This is a genomic window from Pseudomonas sp. Pse35 (genome assembly GCF_024519715.1).
Lineage (GTDB): Bacteria > Pseudomonadota > Gammaproteobacteria > Pseudomonadales > Pseudomonadaceae > Aquipseudomonas > Aquipseudomonas paracarnis.
This window is the reverse complement of sequence record NZ_JALJRP010000034.1, coordinates 1-17,207: the sequence shown is the minus strand read 5'-3', so window position 1 is coordinate 17,207 and position 17,207 is coordinate 1. Positions and strand designations below refer to the sequence as shown.

8 protein-coding genes are annotated in these 17,207 nt (G+C 61.3%); 4 read left to right on the top strand and 4 right to left on the bottom strand.

The features are described from left to right. The first annotated feature begins 102 nt into the window (after positions 1-102). The 3 genes from OC445_RS22475 to OC445_RS22465 all read left to right on the top strand — a co-directional run bounded on the left by OC445_RS22475 (position 103) and on the right by OC445_RS22465 (position 4,118). Positions 103-486 (top strand): DUF2946 domain-containing protein, encoded by a 384-nt coding sequence (locus OC445_RS22475; RefSeq protein WP_054918556.1) that lies wholly within the window; start codon positions 103-105, stop codon positions 484-486. Positions 487-548: 62 nt separating this feature from the next. After that, positions 549-1,094 (top strand): putative natural product biosynthesis protein, encoded by a 546-nt coding sequence (locus tag OC445_RS22470; RefSeq protein WP_054896537.1) that lies wholly within the window; start codon positions 549-551, stop codon positions 1,092-1,094. Between the two features lie 129 nt (positions 1,095-1,223). Beyond that, the gene (locus tag OC445_RS22465; protein ID WP_262020365.1) at positions 1,224-4,118 is read left to right on the top strand and encodes an RHS repeat-associated core domain-containing protein; all 2,895 of its coding nucleotides are present in this window, start codon (positions 1,224-1,226) and stop codon (positions 4,116-4,118) included. Between the two features lie 54 nt (positions 4,119-4,172). Here the strand turns inward: OC445_RS22465 and OC445_RS22460 are convergent, their stop codons facing one another. From OC445_RS22460 to OC445_RS22445, 4 genes are all read right to left on the bottom strand, one after another. After that, complete coding sequence (locus OC445_RS22460) at positions 4,173-8,603, bottom strand: SpvB/TcaC N-terminal domain-containing protein (RefSeq protein WP_262020364.1); 4,431 nt, start codon at positions 8,601-8,603, stop codon at positions 4,173-4,175. Beyond that, positions 8,600-13,279 carry a neuraminidase-like domain-containing protein gene (locus tag OC445_RS22455; protein ID WP_252950037.1) on the bottom strand — a complete coding sequence of 1,560 codons (4,680 nt, stop codon included), beginning with the start codon at positions 13,277-13,279 and terminating at the stop codon, positions 8,600-8,602. The genes OC445_RS22460 and OC445_RS22455 overlap by 4 nt, the downstream gene beginning before the upstream one ends. 34 nt (positions 13,280-13,313) lie before the next feature. Continuing rightward, positions 13,314-15,950 (bottom strand): Tc toxin subunit A, encoded by a 2,637-nt coding sequence (locus OC445_RS22450; protein ID WP_262020363.1) that lies wholly within the window; start codon positions 15,948-15,950, stop codon positions 13,314-13,316. 183 nt (positions 15,951-16,133) lie between these two features. After that, a complete protein-coding gene (locus OC445_RS22445) occupies positions 16,134-16,610 on the bottom strand; it encodes a hemerythrin domain-containing protein (protein WP_198791080.1) in 477 nt (158 codons plus the stop codon). Between the two features lie 300 nt (positions 16,611-16,910). On the opposite strand from OC445_RS22445, the gene OC445_RS22440 reads away from it, so the two are divergent. Next, complete coding sequence (locus tag OC445_RS22440) at positions 16,911-17,117, top strand: hypothetical protein (RefSeq protein WP_198791079.1); 207 nt, start codon at positions 16,911-16,913, stop codon at positions 17,115-17,117. Positions 17,118-17,207: the final 90 nt, after the last annotated feature.

Sequence of the window (17,207 nt, the reverse complement as noted above, 5' to 3'; positions counted from 1 at the left end):
CAGAGTCTAGCAACCCTGGCCGGCGCGCGTAATCTGCGACGTTCTGCCACAGGGGCGCGTCGCATTTCTTTCTTTTATGGCTTCGGTGGTAGAGTCGCCGCCATGAAATTGCGCCACTCTGACCGCTCACTGATCGCCTGGGCCCTGTACTTCTGCGTGCTGATGAACCTGTTCGCCTGCGGTTTGGGGCATGGCCAGATGATGGGGCAGCAGCTCAACGGCATCGGCGGGCTGTTCTGTTCGGTGGACGGCGGTCAGTCGCCAATTTCCGACAAAGGGTTGGCGAACCCGTCCTCCAGCAACATCTCGAACTACTTTGCCTGCCCGGTGTGCAACGCGGTTACCGTTGCCCTGGTGTTTCTGATCGGCCTAGCCTGGCTGCTCGGCCTCACCCAAGCCCCGCGTGTCGCCCATGAGCGGCGCAATAAGGCGCCGCCACGCTATTCCTGGCCCTCGGCCAACCCCCGCGCTTCTCCCGCATCCTGACGTGTGCCTTGGGCTTCCTGTAACCAGGAGGCATTCTCTCGTCACGATTGTGAGAACACTCTATGAACCCTCAATTGCCTGCCGGCGCCGGCCGCCTGGTCAGCAAGGCGTCGCGGCGCCTGCGTGCGCAACCGGCGCTGTCTGATTACCCGAGTAATTCGCGCTGCTTCGTGCACCTGGATGCACGCCTGCTGCCTCACTGGCATACCTTGTTCGACATCTGCCCGGCGTTGCTCAAGCTCGACCCACCGGAGGGCTTGAACCTGTTTCGCGCCTTCATGACCTGGGCCTATCGCAACCAGCCGCCGCTGGACTGGACGTACCATCTGAACGTATGCCGCTGGTTGCTGAGTTCGACGTACCGCACGCAGGTCGATGAGGAGCCGATCGAGGCCTTCATGGCCGCCGCTGCTGCGCGCTGGGTGCTGACGGATGACAGCCCGGCGGCAGGCATTGTCTTGAGCTGGCGCGATTGCACCCTGTTCGACTGGAAGGGCCACCCTTCGATAGCCGCGCCGCGACCGGCATTGCCGCCGCCCGCCTGGGATTTTGCCTGGTCCCCGTTGGGTGCCCAAGGTGCTTTCAGCGGTTGGCTGCCGGTGCCATGAAGCGCCGCGTCCGGTAAGCCTCACGACACCCTCGGAAGCGCCGCACACTGCGCAGCGTGCGGAGCCCGCAGGCTGGCACCGGCTTGATGACTAGGCTCTAGGCTTCTTTGGTTTCCAGGTCATCAGGTTATGTCTTCTTTGCATCACAACACGCCCACGCTGACGGTGGTCGACCCGCGAGGGTTGACCGTGCGCAGCGTGGCGTACCATCGCAATACCGCGCAGCAATCACCCAGCGCGCAGGTCACGCGGCAGGTGTTCGACGCTCGCGGCCTGTTGCAGCAACAGTGGGACCCCAGGCTGTTCGAGTTGCACGCTGCCGATCCCGACGTGCTGCCCAATCTGTCTCATCGTTATAGCTTGAGCGGGCAAGTGCTGAGCACCGACAGCGCGGATGCGGGCCGTCAGACGCGCTTGCTCGGCAGTGGCGGCCAGGTCGTGCAACAGTGGGACAGTCGAGGCACGCGCCAGCGGTTCGAATACGACCCGTTGCTGCGCCCCGTCGCGGTATTCGAGCGCGCGGAGGAGGCGGCAGTTGAACGCTGTGTCGAGCGCATGAGTTACGCGGGCATGACGTCCACGGAGGCGGCGCGCAATCGCTGTGGGCGCATGATTCGTCACGATGACCCGGCAGGCACGTTGCTCGTTGAGCGCTACGACGTGCAAGGCAACATCACCGAGCAAACCCGGCGCCTTTGCACGTCGCACACCGCGCCCGACTGGCCGCTGCCCGTGAGTGAGCGGGATGCACAGTTGCAAGCCCAGACCTTCACCACCACCTGGCAGCACGATGCGCTGGGGCAACGCCTGGAGCAGGTCGACGCGCGCGGCAATCGCCAGCAATCTCAATACGGTGTCGACGGCCAATTGACGAAAAGCGAGATCCTGTTCAAAAGCGGAGCGCGCAAGACCCTGGTGGATCAACGCAGCGTCAACGCCTCGGGCCAGGTGTTGAGCGAACGCTTGGGTAATGGCGTGCTCAGCGTTGCCGAGTATTCGGACACCGATGGACGTTTGACACGCTTGAGCGCCCACCTCAAGGATTCGGCAGGCAAGCGACTGCAAGACCTCTTCTACAGCTACGACCGGGTCGGCAATGTGTTGCGCATCCGCGATGCGGCGCAGCCGACCCGCTGGGCCAGCAACGTGCAGGTGGAGGCAGTAAGCACATTCGAATACGACAGCCTGTCGCGATTGATCAAGGCCACCGGTCGTGAAAACGCGCGCAATACTGGCGCATCCGCACTGCCGGGGCGAATCACGTTCGGCGCCACAGACGACAATCTCTGGGGCAACTACACCCGCCACTATGCCTACGACTCGGCCAGTAACCTGACTCAGATGCGCCATGTGCCCAGCACCGGCAGCGGTTATACCCAACGGATGCAGGTGGGCGAACACAGCAATCACAGCGTGATTGCCCGCGAGGGCGCAAAGGCGCCGGGCCTGGGCAACGGCTTCGACCAACGTGGCAATCTCCAGGCACTGGCGCCTGGTCAGGCGTTGACCTGGAATGGGCGCAACCAGTTGGTTCGCGTTGCGCAGGTGCTGCGTGACAATGGCGAACATGACGATGAGGTGTATCTGTATGACGGCACCGGCCAGCGAGTCATCAAGCGTCGCGTGGCACATGGCAAGACGCAGACTCACACCCATGAAGTGCTTTATCTGCCAGGGCTGGAGCTGCATCGCCACGGGCCGGATGGCGAGTGGTTGAACGTGGTGCTTGCTCCGGGCGGGCGGCATTCGGTCAGAGGGCTGCAGTGGGAGCAGCAGCGCCCCGACGAGATGCAGGACGAGCAACTGCGGTTCAGCCTCGACGATCATTTGGGCAGCGGCACTCTGGAGCTGGACGAGGCAGCCGGCCTGTTGAGCCAGGAAAGTTATTACCCCTTCGGCGCAACTGCCTGGTGGGCGGCAAAAAGTGCCTTGGAGGCAAACTATAAAACCCGACGTTATTCGGGCAAGGAGCGCGACGCCAGCGGGCTGTATTACTACGGCTTCAGGTACTACGCGCCGTGGTTGTTGCGGTGGATCAGCGCTGACCCGGCGGGGGATGTGGATGGGTTGAACCTGTATGCGATGGTGGGGAACAACCCCATGGGTTATGTAGACGAAGACGGTTTGCAGCGCCGCTCGATGCTGGAGGTGGTGACGGTTCTGCTCCTGGTGTTGTTGATCGGGCACGGAGTAGGGGTAGAGATAGGCTATAGGGCTGAACTGGCTTATTTCGGGCTGATTTCAGGTGTGGTGGGCGTGGCGCTTTACGCGCTTCAGCGATTAGGCACCACTGACGTTCAGCGCAGAGCGTTCTATGAGCAGTCCGTAACGGTCGGTGCGCAAGAGCTGGGCCGCCGACAGGGCGCTACCGAACATGAAGTCAGCGAGTTGGCGGACTTTTTCCTGGAACACCGTCTGGCTACCGCTGACACTAAAAGTCTGTCCTACGGGCTGACCCCGGCAGCGCGGGGCGGTCTCTATGGGTACGTTGGGCCCACCGAGCATCGGGACCGGGCTGAAACAGCCTCACGAACGGAGCGTAACCCTAGCTTTACGCTTGCCAGGTTGGGGTTTGTAGGCATAGAACTGCGCGCCCCGGCACGCAAAGTGGGCGCCAGCCCGCTGCCAGCGGCTGGGCTGACCCACACCGAAGTACAACCGCAAACCAGGGTCACGAGCGTGGGCCGCAGAGGCTCCGCTTCTGAGGTGCCCGCCGCGCAGCCGGTAAGCCCGGGACCTTCCTCCGGGCTGGTGCCTGAGCCCCTCGAGATTGACGTCACACCTATTCAGAATGAATTACATGGCCCGGGAGGTGAAATTCTCAGAAGGGTGATTGATCGGCTGGAAGACCGCACACTGGATTTTCATACCGGCCATGCCATGGCGGGTGGGCAGAATGTCCGCAGTTTTGACTTGCCGCGTTATCGCGGGCAGCGCGGTCGTGGCGCCTATCGGGTGATGATCCAGCACATCAGTGGGCTTAACTATCGGGCGGTCAGGGTGATGGACCCTCACCGCCGTTAATACGCGCAACGTCAGGCCAAGGAGCGCGGGCCGTGTAACGGCCCGGCTCTGTTGTCAGGCCGGCGCGTGCGTGTCGTTTTCGTCTTCAGCGATGCTGTACCAGGCGTGGTAGGTCTGGCGCCGCGTGTCGCCATTGGCATTGAGCACGCGTACCGGGCGCCCCAACGCGTCATGAAAGTGCTGCTCGCTGGGACGCAAGGTGTTGAAGGCCGCATCGTCGATATAGCCGGCACGGTCGGCAAAGTAAGGTCGCCAGGTGCGCGCCAGGCAACCCTGATTGTCATACTCCACACGGCCGCTGATCCGCCAACGGCGAGTGGCATCGGTTGGCTCGGCACCCGCGCTCAACATACCGGCGTCATCGACTGCAAAGGCCGGGCCCGGTTGTGCCTTTTCCTGGGTTTGCCGCACGCGGCCAAAGCCGTCGCTGAAGGCGAGGGCTACCTGGATCTGCGCCGTTTGCGACGTGCCTTGCCAATGGTCGGCGTGCAGTACCACGACGTGCACCGGCACTTGCCTGGCCGCCTGAATCAGGCGCTTGAGGGTTTGATGATGGGGGAGCGCAGCGCTCAGGCTGTTCAGGCGTGCCAACGCCGAGGCACGAATATGCCCGCTGGGCAGCAGGTAACCGTTGCTTACCCATTGCGCCTGGATGCTGGCGGGTGGAATGCGCCCCATCCAACTGAACACGTCGTAGAAGCACGCGCTTTGAGCGTTGAGCAACGCCGCCTTCGGATCAGCCAGGGCCTGCGCCGGGCCTGTATCGGGCGTGCGGATGAAGGGCGTTGGGGCGTCATGGCCGACGGGCTTTCCTTGCTCCTCTCCCTTGAGGCCGGTCGCCAGCAGCTGCCCGTGGGCGTCGTAGTGCGCGTAGCGTTGTGTACGTTGTGCGTCAGTCACCGTCACCGGCAGGCCAAGGCGGTAGTCGTACTGCGCCTGGGTCGTGCAGCCGTCCGCCAATTGCACTTTGATGATGTACAGCCCATAGCGGTCGTACTCGGACTGCGTGAACCCATGGCTCAGGCTCGCCTGATGCCGACGAGGCCGATAGAACATTTCGGCCTGGCCGTAGCGGGTGTAACCCTGGCCGAGGGACCACAGGGTGATGGCCTCGTCCTGCCCGGGGTCCGGTGACAGGAACGCGGCCATGGCCCGATAGTGCTGTGCACTGAGCGTAGCAGTGACAGTGCGGCCCTCATATACCTCCAGCGCTTGCTGATCGAGTTCGGCCGTCTCGATATAGGCAGGCAGCGCCTGAAAACTCGCGGTGCCGGCCGGCAAGGGTTCGGTGTGCTCCGCCACGCAGTAGTGCTGCACCGACAGCCCCCCCAGCCTGCGTTCGGCCGCTGTTCCCAATGGATCGGACGGGCCCTGCGCGATGAAGTGTTCATAGCTTATTTTTTCAATCGCTAACGCCTCTTTGCTCAGCACCAGCACGTTGCTTCGTTGCTGGTAGGGCAAGTGCAAGCGCCAGCGCTGCGCGGCGTCCAGGTGAATGAAGCGGGCGCGGGTTTCGTTGAGGTAATACGTCTGCTGCGCTGAGTCGTGTGCGTCACGCCACCACTGCTGCTGGTGGGCTGGCCCAGGCGGTGGGGAGTCGCTGGCTGTCCTGCGACGGGCATAGTCGACCACCACGCTGTGCAGATTGCCGGCGTAGCGGTCCCAGCGCAGATTGAGGATGTGCCGGCAGCACGGGTCGTCCGGTTGGCGCTCGTAGCGACAGGTCAGCGACTCCAGCAACAGTGGCAGCAGCACCGCCGGTTCGCCGGCCTTGGCCGACGGGCTTAATTGCCGTATGAGATAGCGCTGTTGCTGCACCGAATAGGGCACTGCCTGGGGTGGCGCATCGGCGGCGGCATACACCTCTTCACGCAGCAGGCTCCCCGCCAATGCACGCTGCATCGCGCGGCGGGTGGTTGCGACGGGCGTGGCGATCAGCGTGTCTCCCGTGCGCCCGGCCTCCAACTGGCCCAGCAGGGTTGGCCCCAGCGCGGGCGCCTGTGGGTCGCCCGGGTAAAAAGCCTCCTGCGAGGGCTCAAAGGTGTGGAACCAGCGTTTGGTCAACACCCCAGGCTGCGCATCGGCCGTAGGGGGTTGCTCGGTGTGCAACACCAGGCCAAAGCCGAGGAACTGGCGCTCCTCACGGTCATAGCAGGCTTGCCGGTAACGAAAATACTGGGTGGAGCGGTTGCCGCTGACCAGGTCCTTTTGCTGTTGCCGCTTGACCACCTGCACTGGGAACGCAAGGCTACTGCCTTGGGGCACTCCCAGGGTTTGCCAGTGCTGTTTTTCGTCGAGCCATTCCTGGGCGCTGCTGCGGTAGCTCAGCTGGGTGGTGGCCCCCCGGTTGTTGAGCGTGGCGGTTAACAAATACGGTTTGAGACTGACGAAGTCATACCGCCAGTGCTGGGGGGTCATGTGCGGCACGCTCAGGATCAGGCTGGAACAGCCCAGGCCTTGAAGGTCGGCAAAGCTGACCTGGCACGTCGCGTCATGTCGCACGCCCTCGGGCCAAGGCAATGTCAGTGGCTCCGATGCCAGCCCGCTGCCGGCGCGGTTCATATAGATCTGTACGTGTTCAGGCGCCAGGTAAATCAGGTCCACCGCGCCTGAACCATCCAGGTCGGCGAGGCGAATATGGGCGGCATCGAAGCTGGCGTGGTCGAACGCCAGTGTGGCGAAGACAAACCCTTTGCCGAAGCGTCCACGGCCGAGGTTGGGCCAGCATTTGATTTCGTTATGGCGGATACGCACCAGGTGTTGTTGGCCGCTGCCCAGGGGGTCGCAAAAGGCGATCAATTCAGCCGGCGAATGGCTGAGGGTGGGTAGCCCCTCATCGTCGGGCGCATGGCGCACCTCCTGGCCAGGATCAAACCCGCCGTCCTGGCGCTGAGCATACAGGCGCACGCTACGGCTGCCGATCAAGGCCAGGTCCAGCCTCCCACTGCCCATCAGGTCGGCCAGTTGCCCGTGGGGATGGAAAAACTCCTGGGGCATCGACGCAAAAGGCACGAAACCCGACCATTGCCGCTGCGAGTCGAGGCTGAAAAAACCACTCAGCCCCGGTTGCGCCACCACCCATTCCAGATGCCCATCGCCGTCAAGATCCGCCAGTGCCTGGCGCGTGGCTTGGACGGTATCGGCGAGGGGGATGCGTGGCAGGGCCTGCCATGGACCATAGATCAGCGCATTGCTGCTGGCTGTGCCGGGGGCCCTGAGCGGCTCGCGGTAATACCAGCTTTTATCGGTGCGGTGCAGGATGCCCGGCAAACCGTCGCGGTACAGGTCCACCAGTTGATAATGCTGCCCATCGTTGACGCCCGCCATGGCGTCGAACGCTTGGTAGCGCGCGGCGTCCAGCGTCGGCACGAAGGCGCTGTAGGCCAGTTCCAGGGGCGGCCAGGCACTGGCGTTCCCCTGGGCGTCAAAGGCCTGGTTGTGCACGGCGTTCAGGCAACTGCCGATGGCGTGGCGATGGGTGTACTCCAGCAACAGACGCCGCGTCAGCACCGGCTCGGCGCCCAGGCTCGGCTCGTCGGGGAAGTAATGAAACATCAGCACTTGCTGGCACCGCCGCAGGGTGCCGAGTTCAAAGCCATAGGCATAACTGCTGATCGGGTCGTTGCGGACCGGCCAGGCGTGTTGTTCGGCATAGGTCGGCACTTGGCTCAGGCCAGCGTGGCGTTCACCATAATCCAGCAGCAGTTCGAAGTGCCATTGCTTGTCAGCGAGGGCGTCCGCGCGCCACAGCGCCAGGTGCTCAAGGGGCTTGAGGTTGCCGTAGCACACCCGCGCCAGATAACGCTGGGCGCGATAGTCCCTGGCGGCGCTTGGCGGCTGGTCGTCGTGTTTGTAGTGGTAATAGATCTGCTCACCCAGGGGGTTGAGGCTTTCCTGCAACAGCCATTGGGCAACACGTAGATCGTCGTTCGGGTCTGCACAGCGCGCGATCAGAGTCTTGCCGAACAGGTGCACGCAGCCGTCGGCCCCCTGAACCAACCAGAACCCGGCCTTGTCGCTGTCGCAAGACCAATGCTCGATACGGTCGAAGCGCGCTTCTATCACCGGAAAATAGCGCACCACTCGGTGGGATTCACCCAGGGCCAGGCCGTTATAGTGGTCCCAGGTCGTGGCCTGAATTGCGCCGTCGGCATCACGCTCAGGGATCATGTCGATGCCTTGGGGGCTGATGAAACGGTCGTCATCACCGTAGGCCGGTACGCCTTTGCGGGTATCACGGCTGATGGCGCCTGCCGACATCGCCCAGCCGAGGCCGAAGGGCCCGTTGCCTTGGGCGCTGCGATAACCCAGGCTCAAGGCCGGCGTGAAGCCACGGCCCGGCGAAATGGGCAAGGGCACCTCCAGGCACGCCTCACCCCGTGTGCCCACGGCGCCCCATTGCGCGCCGGGGCCCTGGATGGCGCCACCGCCCTTGGGCAACGCAGGAATCTTAGGTTCCAAGAGTTCGGGCGACTGCACGCTCATCGTTGACCTCCGGTGTTTTTAGCGGTGTAGCGCAGGTGCACGATGATATCGGTGAGGGATTCGAGCAGAGCGTTTTGCCGGGCATGGTTGGGAAAGGTCAGTTGCCAGGTGGAGATCGCTCCTGTGTATTCGAACGGCAGGTAACGCTCGTCGCTGTCGAAGTTCAAGGTGAACAATCCGCTGTCGTTGAGCCCGCTGGACAGGGCGATTTGCTGTTTGGCGCGCAGGTCTTTTTTTACCGCGGCTTCGGTGTGTCTGGTCGCTGGGGTGACGTGCGTGGTATTGGCGGTTTGGGTCAGGATGGCCTTGATGTCTTCATAGGGGCCCAGCGTGGCGGGCAGGGACACACTGACGTGCTTGATACGCCGCAGGTAATGGCCTGGGTAGTCGTCGTCAAACAGCTTGAGGGTCAGTTCAAAGGTCAAGGTGCCGGTTTTTACCAGGTCGGCTTTAAGCGCGGCCCAGGGCATGTCGCGCGTGGCCATCGGGTCTTGGCTGTGCAGATGGCGCAGCGACACGGTTTTAGTGATCTCCAGCAAACGTTCGTTGTGGGTGACGTAGGCGTTACTCATGCTCAGTAGATTTTGCTTGAGCGCTTCGCCGGCGCTGAAGCCTCGATATTGATGGGTCCAATGCTGGGTTTGAATGAAGTGCTTGTCCCACTGAGCCCGTTCTTCCTGCCAGCAGGCCTCGGCCGCCAGGCACAGCGACAGGGTCGAGTCATAGGCTTGGTAGTAGAAAGTGGAAAGTTGGCCATTGAGCCATTGATACAGTTGGGCGTTGGTAAAGCGTTTGCCGAGCTGGTCGTACAGGCTTCGTGCCTGGGTCAGGCTGGTCTGGGCCAGGGCCAGTTGCAAGCGGGTATGGGCTTGCTGTTCGGTATAAGCCTGCAGTTGGGCGTCGACCTGGGCCAGCTCAAGGCGTGCCTGTTCAAGCGAATGGGCCCACTCGGCGGCGCGTCGGGCAAACAGGTCGGTGCGGTCCAGTTGGGCAGCGTTGGCGCGCTTTTCATTGGCAATGCCTTGGGACGCCGCGTGCAGGGCGTGAAAAGCGCCCTCGTAGCGCACGCCGCCGTTGGAGGTGCCAAAAATATTCGGTATCAGCATCGCCAGCCCCGCGCCGGCTTGTGCCACGGCGGCGGCGGTGTCCCAGCGCGCACTGTCCTGGTACTCCTGGGTGGCCTGGGCCTCGGCCGGGCTGATGCCTCGCTTGAGCTGCTGTTCGAAGAACGCCACCCGCGCTTCGACCATGCGGCGTCCTGCCAACAGCGCCTCCTGGTTCCTCGCATCGAACTGTACGGCCTGGGCCTGTTGCTCGACGGCCAGCCTCGCCAAGTCCCAGGCTTGCTGCTGCTGGGTTTCCAGGTACTGGGCCTGCTCTTTGCGTTCGAACAACGACAATAAGGTCGTCCCCAACTGGATCAGGTTGTCGACCGCTTGCAAGGCGTGTCCCAGCAGCACCTGGAAGCGATAGTGCGCGGCCTGGGCGGTGCGTAGGGACGGGCGCAGGCTGGCGCCGACCGCCCCTTGCTGGTACGCGGCAAGCAGCGTTTGAGGCGTCAGGGTCGCGGCGTACAGCGGCAGACTCAAGGGTTTGCCGGTCAGATCCAGGTGATGGCGCAGGTTGTGCAGGCGAGATTCGATCTTGTCCCAGCGCAGCAGCAAATCAGGGCTCAGGGACCGACACAGCCGCGAGGTGCCCGCAGGTACTGTCGTGCTGTCGAGCGTGGAAGGGTTTTGCAGTTTGTCCAGGGTCGTGGCTGCCCAGGGATCGACCGGGTTGAGCGGCGGCCTTGGCCCGAGCAAGCCCTTGACGCGGATGTACCACAACTTGGCGTCGGCCAGGCCGTCACGGGTCATTTGCCGGTAGGCCGCATCCCCGCGATTGAGCAGGATGTCGACGTACAGCAGGTACAGCGCCTGACGAAAATGTACCGCGCTGCTTGTCGCCAATGGGTGGGACACGGACGAGACGTCGTGGCGTTGTGGCGCACTGGTAAGCAGCGCAGGCAGGCGCCAGAACCCGGATGGGTGTACGGGATCGAACACGTAGCGTATCCACGTTTCGGCCTCGGCGTATTGTTGCTCCTGGTTCAGGCGTTGTGCCAACAGCCAGGGCAGGTAAAGAAACAACTCCCAGTAATAGGTGCCATGGGGGCCGTGAAAGTCCAGTGGACTGGGCTTTTTCTCGCCTGGCAAGGGCGGCTCGCGCCAGGCATCCGGCGCCAACGCAAACAGCTCATGCAAACCTGCGCCCGCGGTTTTTGCCAGCAGCCCGGCCACGCAGGTGTTGGTGCGTATGGGCGCTCGTTTGTTTTCAGGCTTATCGAGAGACTCGATAGTGGACCCGCTGAAGTCGATGAACTCTGCCGTGCCATAGGGCGGGGTAGCGAGTCGCCGGATAAACGGAGCCAGTGGAATGATGGGGGTGCTGTTATCGGGCGGCAGGGTGAAAGTCGCGGTTTTCAGCGCGTAGCCCAGGATGATGGGGTCGGGGTAATGCACATCGCTTTCCAGTAGCAACACGCCGTGAATCAGCGTCAATGTGGAAGCCGTCGTGTCAGTGGAGTCCTCGTCGTAGGGGTGCAAGGTCGAGGGGGAGAGTTCGATCTGCGCCTCAAGCGTGTGCGTTTCGGAGAGTTCAGTGAACGTGTCGCGCAGGGTGCGCCGAGAGGCGTCTGCCAGGCCGACGAGTACCGTGTTATTGCGATGAGGGCTTTCCGGTAAAGCGCTGTCTCCCTGTCTGGGATACATCAACACGGGTTTGTACAGGCGTTGTTTCTGCTGGACCTGGACCTTGTCCAGTACCAAGTCGTAGGCATGGCTGCTGGACTCCGCTTGATTGTTGTAGAACGAGAGAATGACGGTATAGGTGGCGTCCGGCGTATTGAAAAAATAATCGAAGGCTTCTTGGCTAATGCGTTGGTCGCGCAGATTGAATGTCGCGCTTTTCGGGGTTTCTTGATCTTTTTCAATCTGCGGCAGGGTAAAGGTTGTCGGCTGATTCGCTGCATTTTTTATGAATTGGGCATAGCTGACGCCGGTCTCGTTGCACTTGAGGGTCAAGTCGATGCGCACGTTGGAAAAGGTTGCCAGCCTGGCGCTTTCCAGGAAAATCTCGGCAGTGGGGCCTAACGCCAGCATCTCGTTCTGGGCAGGACCACTGCTGCTGAGGGTGATGGTCAAATTGGCCATTGCGTCTGCCTTGCTGAACCTGACAGTGCGGTGCGGTTCGAAGCGTTTCGCCAGGCGAGTGGTGACCTCCAGTACTGACGTCGTTCGGTTGAACCGGATATCGCTCTCAGCCGAAAGACTGCGGATATGCTGTTGATTGTCTTCGTAATTCCAGCCATGGGTGGTGCCATGGGGCGCATTGTTGGTCAGGGAGTGAACTTTGACCTGGACCGTTTCGGGCGCCCTGAATTGAAATCTTGACCTGTTGTGGTGCCCGAACAGGGCCTGGTACCGCCCGGCCAGTTCAGACTCTTTATGCCAGGAGAACATCCGCCGAGTGCTGCCCAGGGTTTCCAGCCAATGGACGTTGAAGTGCTGATCCAGCCGTACCGCTTGAAAGAAATGCCGATGCACGCCGTTGTGCGAGGAAGCCGTTTGATGGTTCGGCTGTGCGCTCAGGCCCAGGAACAGTGACGGCGGTTGGCTTTTTGAATCGAGTACGGCGATGGACGCAGTGGCACTCATCAGGTCTTCCGAGCTCAATTCGTCAAGGCCCTGTGCAAGGCTGTATTCCTGAATGCAGGCCTGCGGCACGCTCCAACTGTCATCCAGTTTTTTATAGGAAAAGTACAAGCGCAACTGTAGATAGGTGGTCTTTATCCGGGTTTCCAGCCGTTGTTGGTATTCCCTCTCCGATTCGACATCACCTCGTCCAATCGGGGTGATGTCCCTCGACGAGGACGTCGGGTTGATGCATTGGGCCCACACCACGAAGAGGCGCCCGTTGAACACCACCGGGCGAATCGTCTGTTCGGGGACGTTATCGTCAATCGACAGCGGGATCTTTTGCCAGGAGGACCAGGCTGGCGGAGTGGCCGCGTCGCCCGAGGCCATTTTCAGCGTGCGCCAGTAATAGGTGTTTTCCGGACTGGACTTGCCGGTGAAGTAATAAGTGCTGCTGGCAAAGCTGTCTTTATCACCGTCGATATAACCATTGAGGGTCTTGATGTTGGCAAGTGCTTCGAAGCGGCTGAGGTAACTGTGGACGGCTGTCTGCAGCGGCGCAGGCTCGATGCGAAATTGGTTGAGCTGGTTCTCCAGTTGCCTGAAGTTGTCGCTTTTGTCATGGCGCAATGCAGGGCTCAGGTAGGTGGCCGGGTAGTGCTGGAGTTGCTGGTGGGCACGCCACAGTGAATAGGACAGCAACTGGTCTCGCCACTCGCTCTGCTCGTCAGCGCTCATGCCCTGTTCGTCGTAGCCGGGCTCCAGGCCCAGGTAAATGCCTGTGATGTACTGCTGCAGGCTGGCAATGGCGCTGGCGATACGGGTGGTGGGCACCGTATGGCTGACCTGGGGGTCGAGCAGCCAATAGGTATAGATATCGTCTACGGTCTTGACGGTATCGGCCACTGCCGTGTCTTCAGGCAGCACGCTGTTGAGGTAGAACCCCAGCATCGCGTCGCGCAGGTGTTCGTTGAGGTGTTGGGTGAGGGTGTCAGACATGGTCATTCCTTGAACCAGGCGAAATACAACGGGGTTAGGGGGTTGTGGCGATCAATGCCGAGCCAACGTGTTGCCAGTCTTCATTCATCAAGGTGGCATGCAGGTCGGCAGCCTTGAGCAAGGCGCTGGCGGAAAGGCCGGTGAGCCTGACGGCTTCATGGCAACGCAGGAGCCAGTCCAGGTCGGCCAGGGTCCTCACCTGTTTGGCAGGCAGAGATTCAACGAGCAGGTTGATTTCATCGACATCCCACTTGAGCAATGCGGCCAGTTGCGAGGTGCAAGCCCCATTGTCAGTTATGGCGGAGCCTTCGACGGAGGATGAATTGGCGCATTGTAAATAGGCGAGCACGCTGTCCTGGGCCAGCCCGTAGGTGCTGAGGCAATGGGCAAAGCGTTGCAGCAGGTACAGCGTGCTCAGCGTCAGCTTGAGCAGCGAGGCCGCGGTGTGGTCCGGGCTCAGCCAGTGCGGATGGAGCACGAAGGTCTGCAAGGCCTCACGACTCACTGCCAGCCCCAAGGACACTTCGGCATCCGGCAGGCTCAGCAATACATTTTTGTGCAGCTCCGTGGTGGATTCGGCAGTGGCGGTTCGGGCAATTTGTCGAACCACGAGTTTGCGCCATTGCAGGTACGCGGCGGGGTCACCGGCAAGGTGTGAGGGAGCGTTGAGCAGCGTGTCGATTTTTGCTTTCAGCGGCTGCATTTGTGGGTAGAACGCGCCCAGCTTCTTGGTCACTGCCTGTTTGGCATCGCTGTGCAGAGCCGTGTTGCGTTCTGGGTCGAGGCTCAGGGTCTGGGCTTCGATAAGCTGCACCAGCCCATTGGGCAGTTCTTTGGGCGGCGCGGGCTTGAGCAGCGGTTGGCTGTGCAGCAGCCCTTGTACGATGAGGGCATGCCAGGCAATGGGCGCCGCTTTGGTGTCAGACTCGGGCTGGGGCAATGACAGGTCAGCGAGGTCTTCTTGCGCCAACAGGCCATGGCGGGTCAGTTCGATTACCTCATCGAGTTGGGTGATGTACGTCTGCACGTGGGGCGGTGGGGATTGGGCATCCAATAGCAATTGGCGGCGAAGCTGATCAACCGTTTGACCCGTGTCGTTGAGCCAGCGGACCAGCCAGTCCATTTGCATCAGCACATCGAGCAGGTCGGCAGGGGCATTGACGCCGGAGCGACGCAGGCTCGGGTTGACCAGTTGTGCGGTGTAATCCTTACCGCCCAGCAGCGCCGCCACATGGTAGCTGTCGAGCACTGACAGCCCGAACAATCGCGCGATACGGGTTTGGCGATACAGCGCGCTATAAAACGTAAGCGTCGGGCAAGAAGCGGGTAGATGCAGGCGGGCCTGCTTGATCAGCCAGTGCAACGAGGCTGGGGTGTCGCTCAGGTGCAGGCCGGTGCAGAGCTGGTGGCGCAGGGTTGTCGGGATTTCCTCCCTCAAGGCCAGGGTCGGCCTGTCCAGGGTCAATGCCTGGCCTGGCAACGGGCCGGGATTGAACAGCTGGTCGTACAGCGACAGACGAGTGCCGGGTGCCCACACCGGTATCTCATCCAGCACGGCGGCAAAGGCTTGCAATGACAGGCTGTAGCGGCGCTCCAGATAGCGATAGACGCCCAGTGCGCGCAGGGTATTGTCGTTGGCGGGCTGCGCCGGGTCGCCCTCGTGTTCACGCCGCACCACGCTCGTCGACAGGGCGTCGAGTGCGTCGAAGGGCAATTGCGTCCAGCGTTGCAGGCGGATCATTCGGTGCAGGCGCTGATAACGTTCCCATGAGGTATTGAGCAGGCGCGCACCATCCTTGTCCTGCGCATTGATCGACAGGGGCGACTGGGTCGCGCCGGCCTCGGTGATCGGCCCGTTCACGTACGCGGCACCGTTGTGCAGGCGCAGCTTGGCCGGCGGCGTTGGCAGGGCGCTTGCCAGAACATTGCTCGACAGCACCGGCACATACTTGCCGCAGGCCAGTAGCGCTTCGGTCTGATCGGCGGTGAGTCCGGTTTTCTGCAACCAGTGGGACAACTCCTCAAGGGGCTGCTCCTGGGTACCATAGTGCTGGGTAAAAAAATCTTCTGCCTGTACGTCTCCTGTTCTTATTAACAAAGGCTCGATCAATAACACCTGCTGGGCAGGGCTCAGCCCGGACAGCAAACGTTGCGCTTCATAGGCCTCGTGCCGGACCACGCCGTAAGTGTTTTGCGCGCGCTGGCTGGTGGGCAGCTTGAGGCTGATGCGGTAACTGAGTTCGCCCAATTGTGGCTTGCCGCCGGACAAACCGAGCCAGCACTGGCGATGCGCGCGTTCGAACGGCAGCACGAAGGGGAAGCGTTGCCTGCCGAGCACCTCATCAAGGGAGCGGCCGCGGTATTCACGGCGGGTTTGTTTGAGATGAGCGTCGATCTGGCGGGACAGGGTTTCGTTGATCATCGAGAGTTGAGGAATCACAGCGCTGAGGCCGCGTTCGTCCAGGGGCAGTGTCTTGAGTTCGGGGCGTCGCCGGTCGAGGGTGATCTTGGGCTGTTTGCCTTTACCGCTTTTTTCCAGCGCTTGGGCAAACAGGTATAACGCCTTCAGGTAGGCGATCGGGGAGTCGATTGCCGCCATGGAAGAGGCCGAACACAGCAGGTGCCAGTCCTCTTTGAACAGGTGGGTATAGGTGGGGGAGTGCGTGTCCATTGTGATGAATCTCCTGAAAGCCCCCGGCCACTGCCAAGGGCAATGGCACGCTAGCATGGGGCGCCAGGCCGGCTCGGTCGGCCGGATCGCTGAGTGAGCGAGGAGAAATCATCGGTGCAAATCGATAGCGCGACAGGGCCTGTGGGTCACTGTCGCGCGAACCTTGCTGCGAGGAGGTAGCCGTTACGCCGCCAGCGGTTTTTTCGCCATGGCTTTTTTGTGCGCGGCCTTCATCGCTTCCATCTCGGCTCCCAGCTCTTCGAGCAGCGCTTTACCCAGCAGTTTCTTGGCCTGAGGGAACATCTCGGTTTCTTCTTCTTCGATATGGTGCTCAAGCAACTCCTTGACCACTTTGACGCGACCGGAAAACTCGGTGGACGAGGGGTCGGTTTTCTTCAAGTCCGGCAGTACCAGCGAGTCGACGGTACGGTGCTCTTCCTTGGCTTCGTGGTACATGATGTCCTGTTCCTTGCCACCAGCTTTCCTGAACGCGGGGTAGAGGGTCTCTTCTTCGAGTTGGGTATGCAGGGTGATCTCCATTTCGAGTTTGGCCAACAACTCGGTACGCTTTTTTACCCCGCGTTCAGTGGATTCGCTTAACTGGGTCAGCAGGGTCTTGACGCGTTCATGGTCGGCTTTGAGCAGGTCGATGGCATTCATAGGTAACCTCACGGGGGGGTATGCGGGCGTGTCGAAGTGCACGCCTCGTGGTGAGGAAGGTTGCATCAGGCGTACCAACTTTCATGGTTAAAAATTATCTTCTAAATCAGTTGGTTGTATTTTTTTGTATGCTTGGAGGTCGTGCAGCTTGCATGGTCGGGCCGCGTTGAGATTGCACAACGCACAACCGGTTGCTGACGCTCCAGCGCAACGGGCGGCCAGAAAGTGTGGCCAGGAAAATTCTAATGGAACCCTTGGGGCATCTGCTTGACCTAACGCTTAGACTTCAGGAGGTGAATCATGCAAATTGAATATATCTGGATCGTATTGGCGGTGGTTCTGCTGCTCTTGGAACTCTGGGCGATCAATATCGTTTTGCGCAGCACTGGCGGATGGGAGACCAAGGGGTTGTGGGTCGTGGTGCTGCTGTTCGTGCCGTTGCTGGGGTTGATTGCGTGGGCGATGTTCGGACCCAAGCGTGAAATGGCGCAGCAGCGTAAAAGCTGAAACGGTGAGTGATAAAAAACAGGCGCCCATGGGGCTAATGCCAGTCAGTTAAGACAGAATCGGTAACTGTGGCGAGGGAGCTTGCTCCCG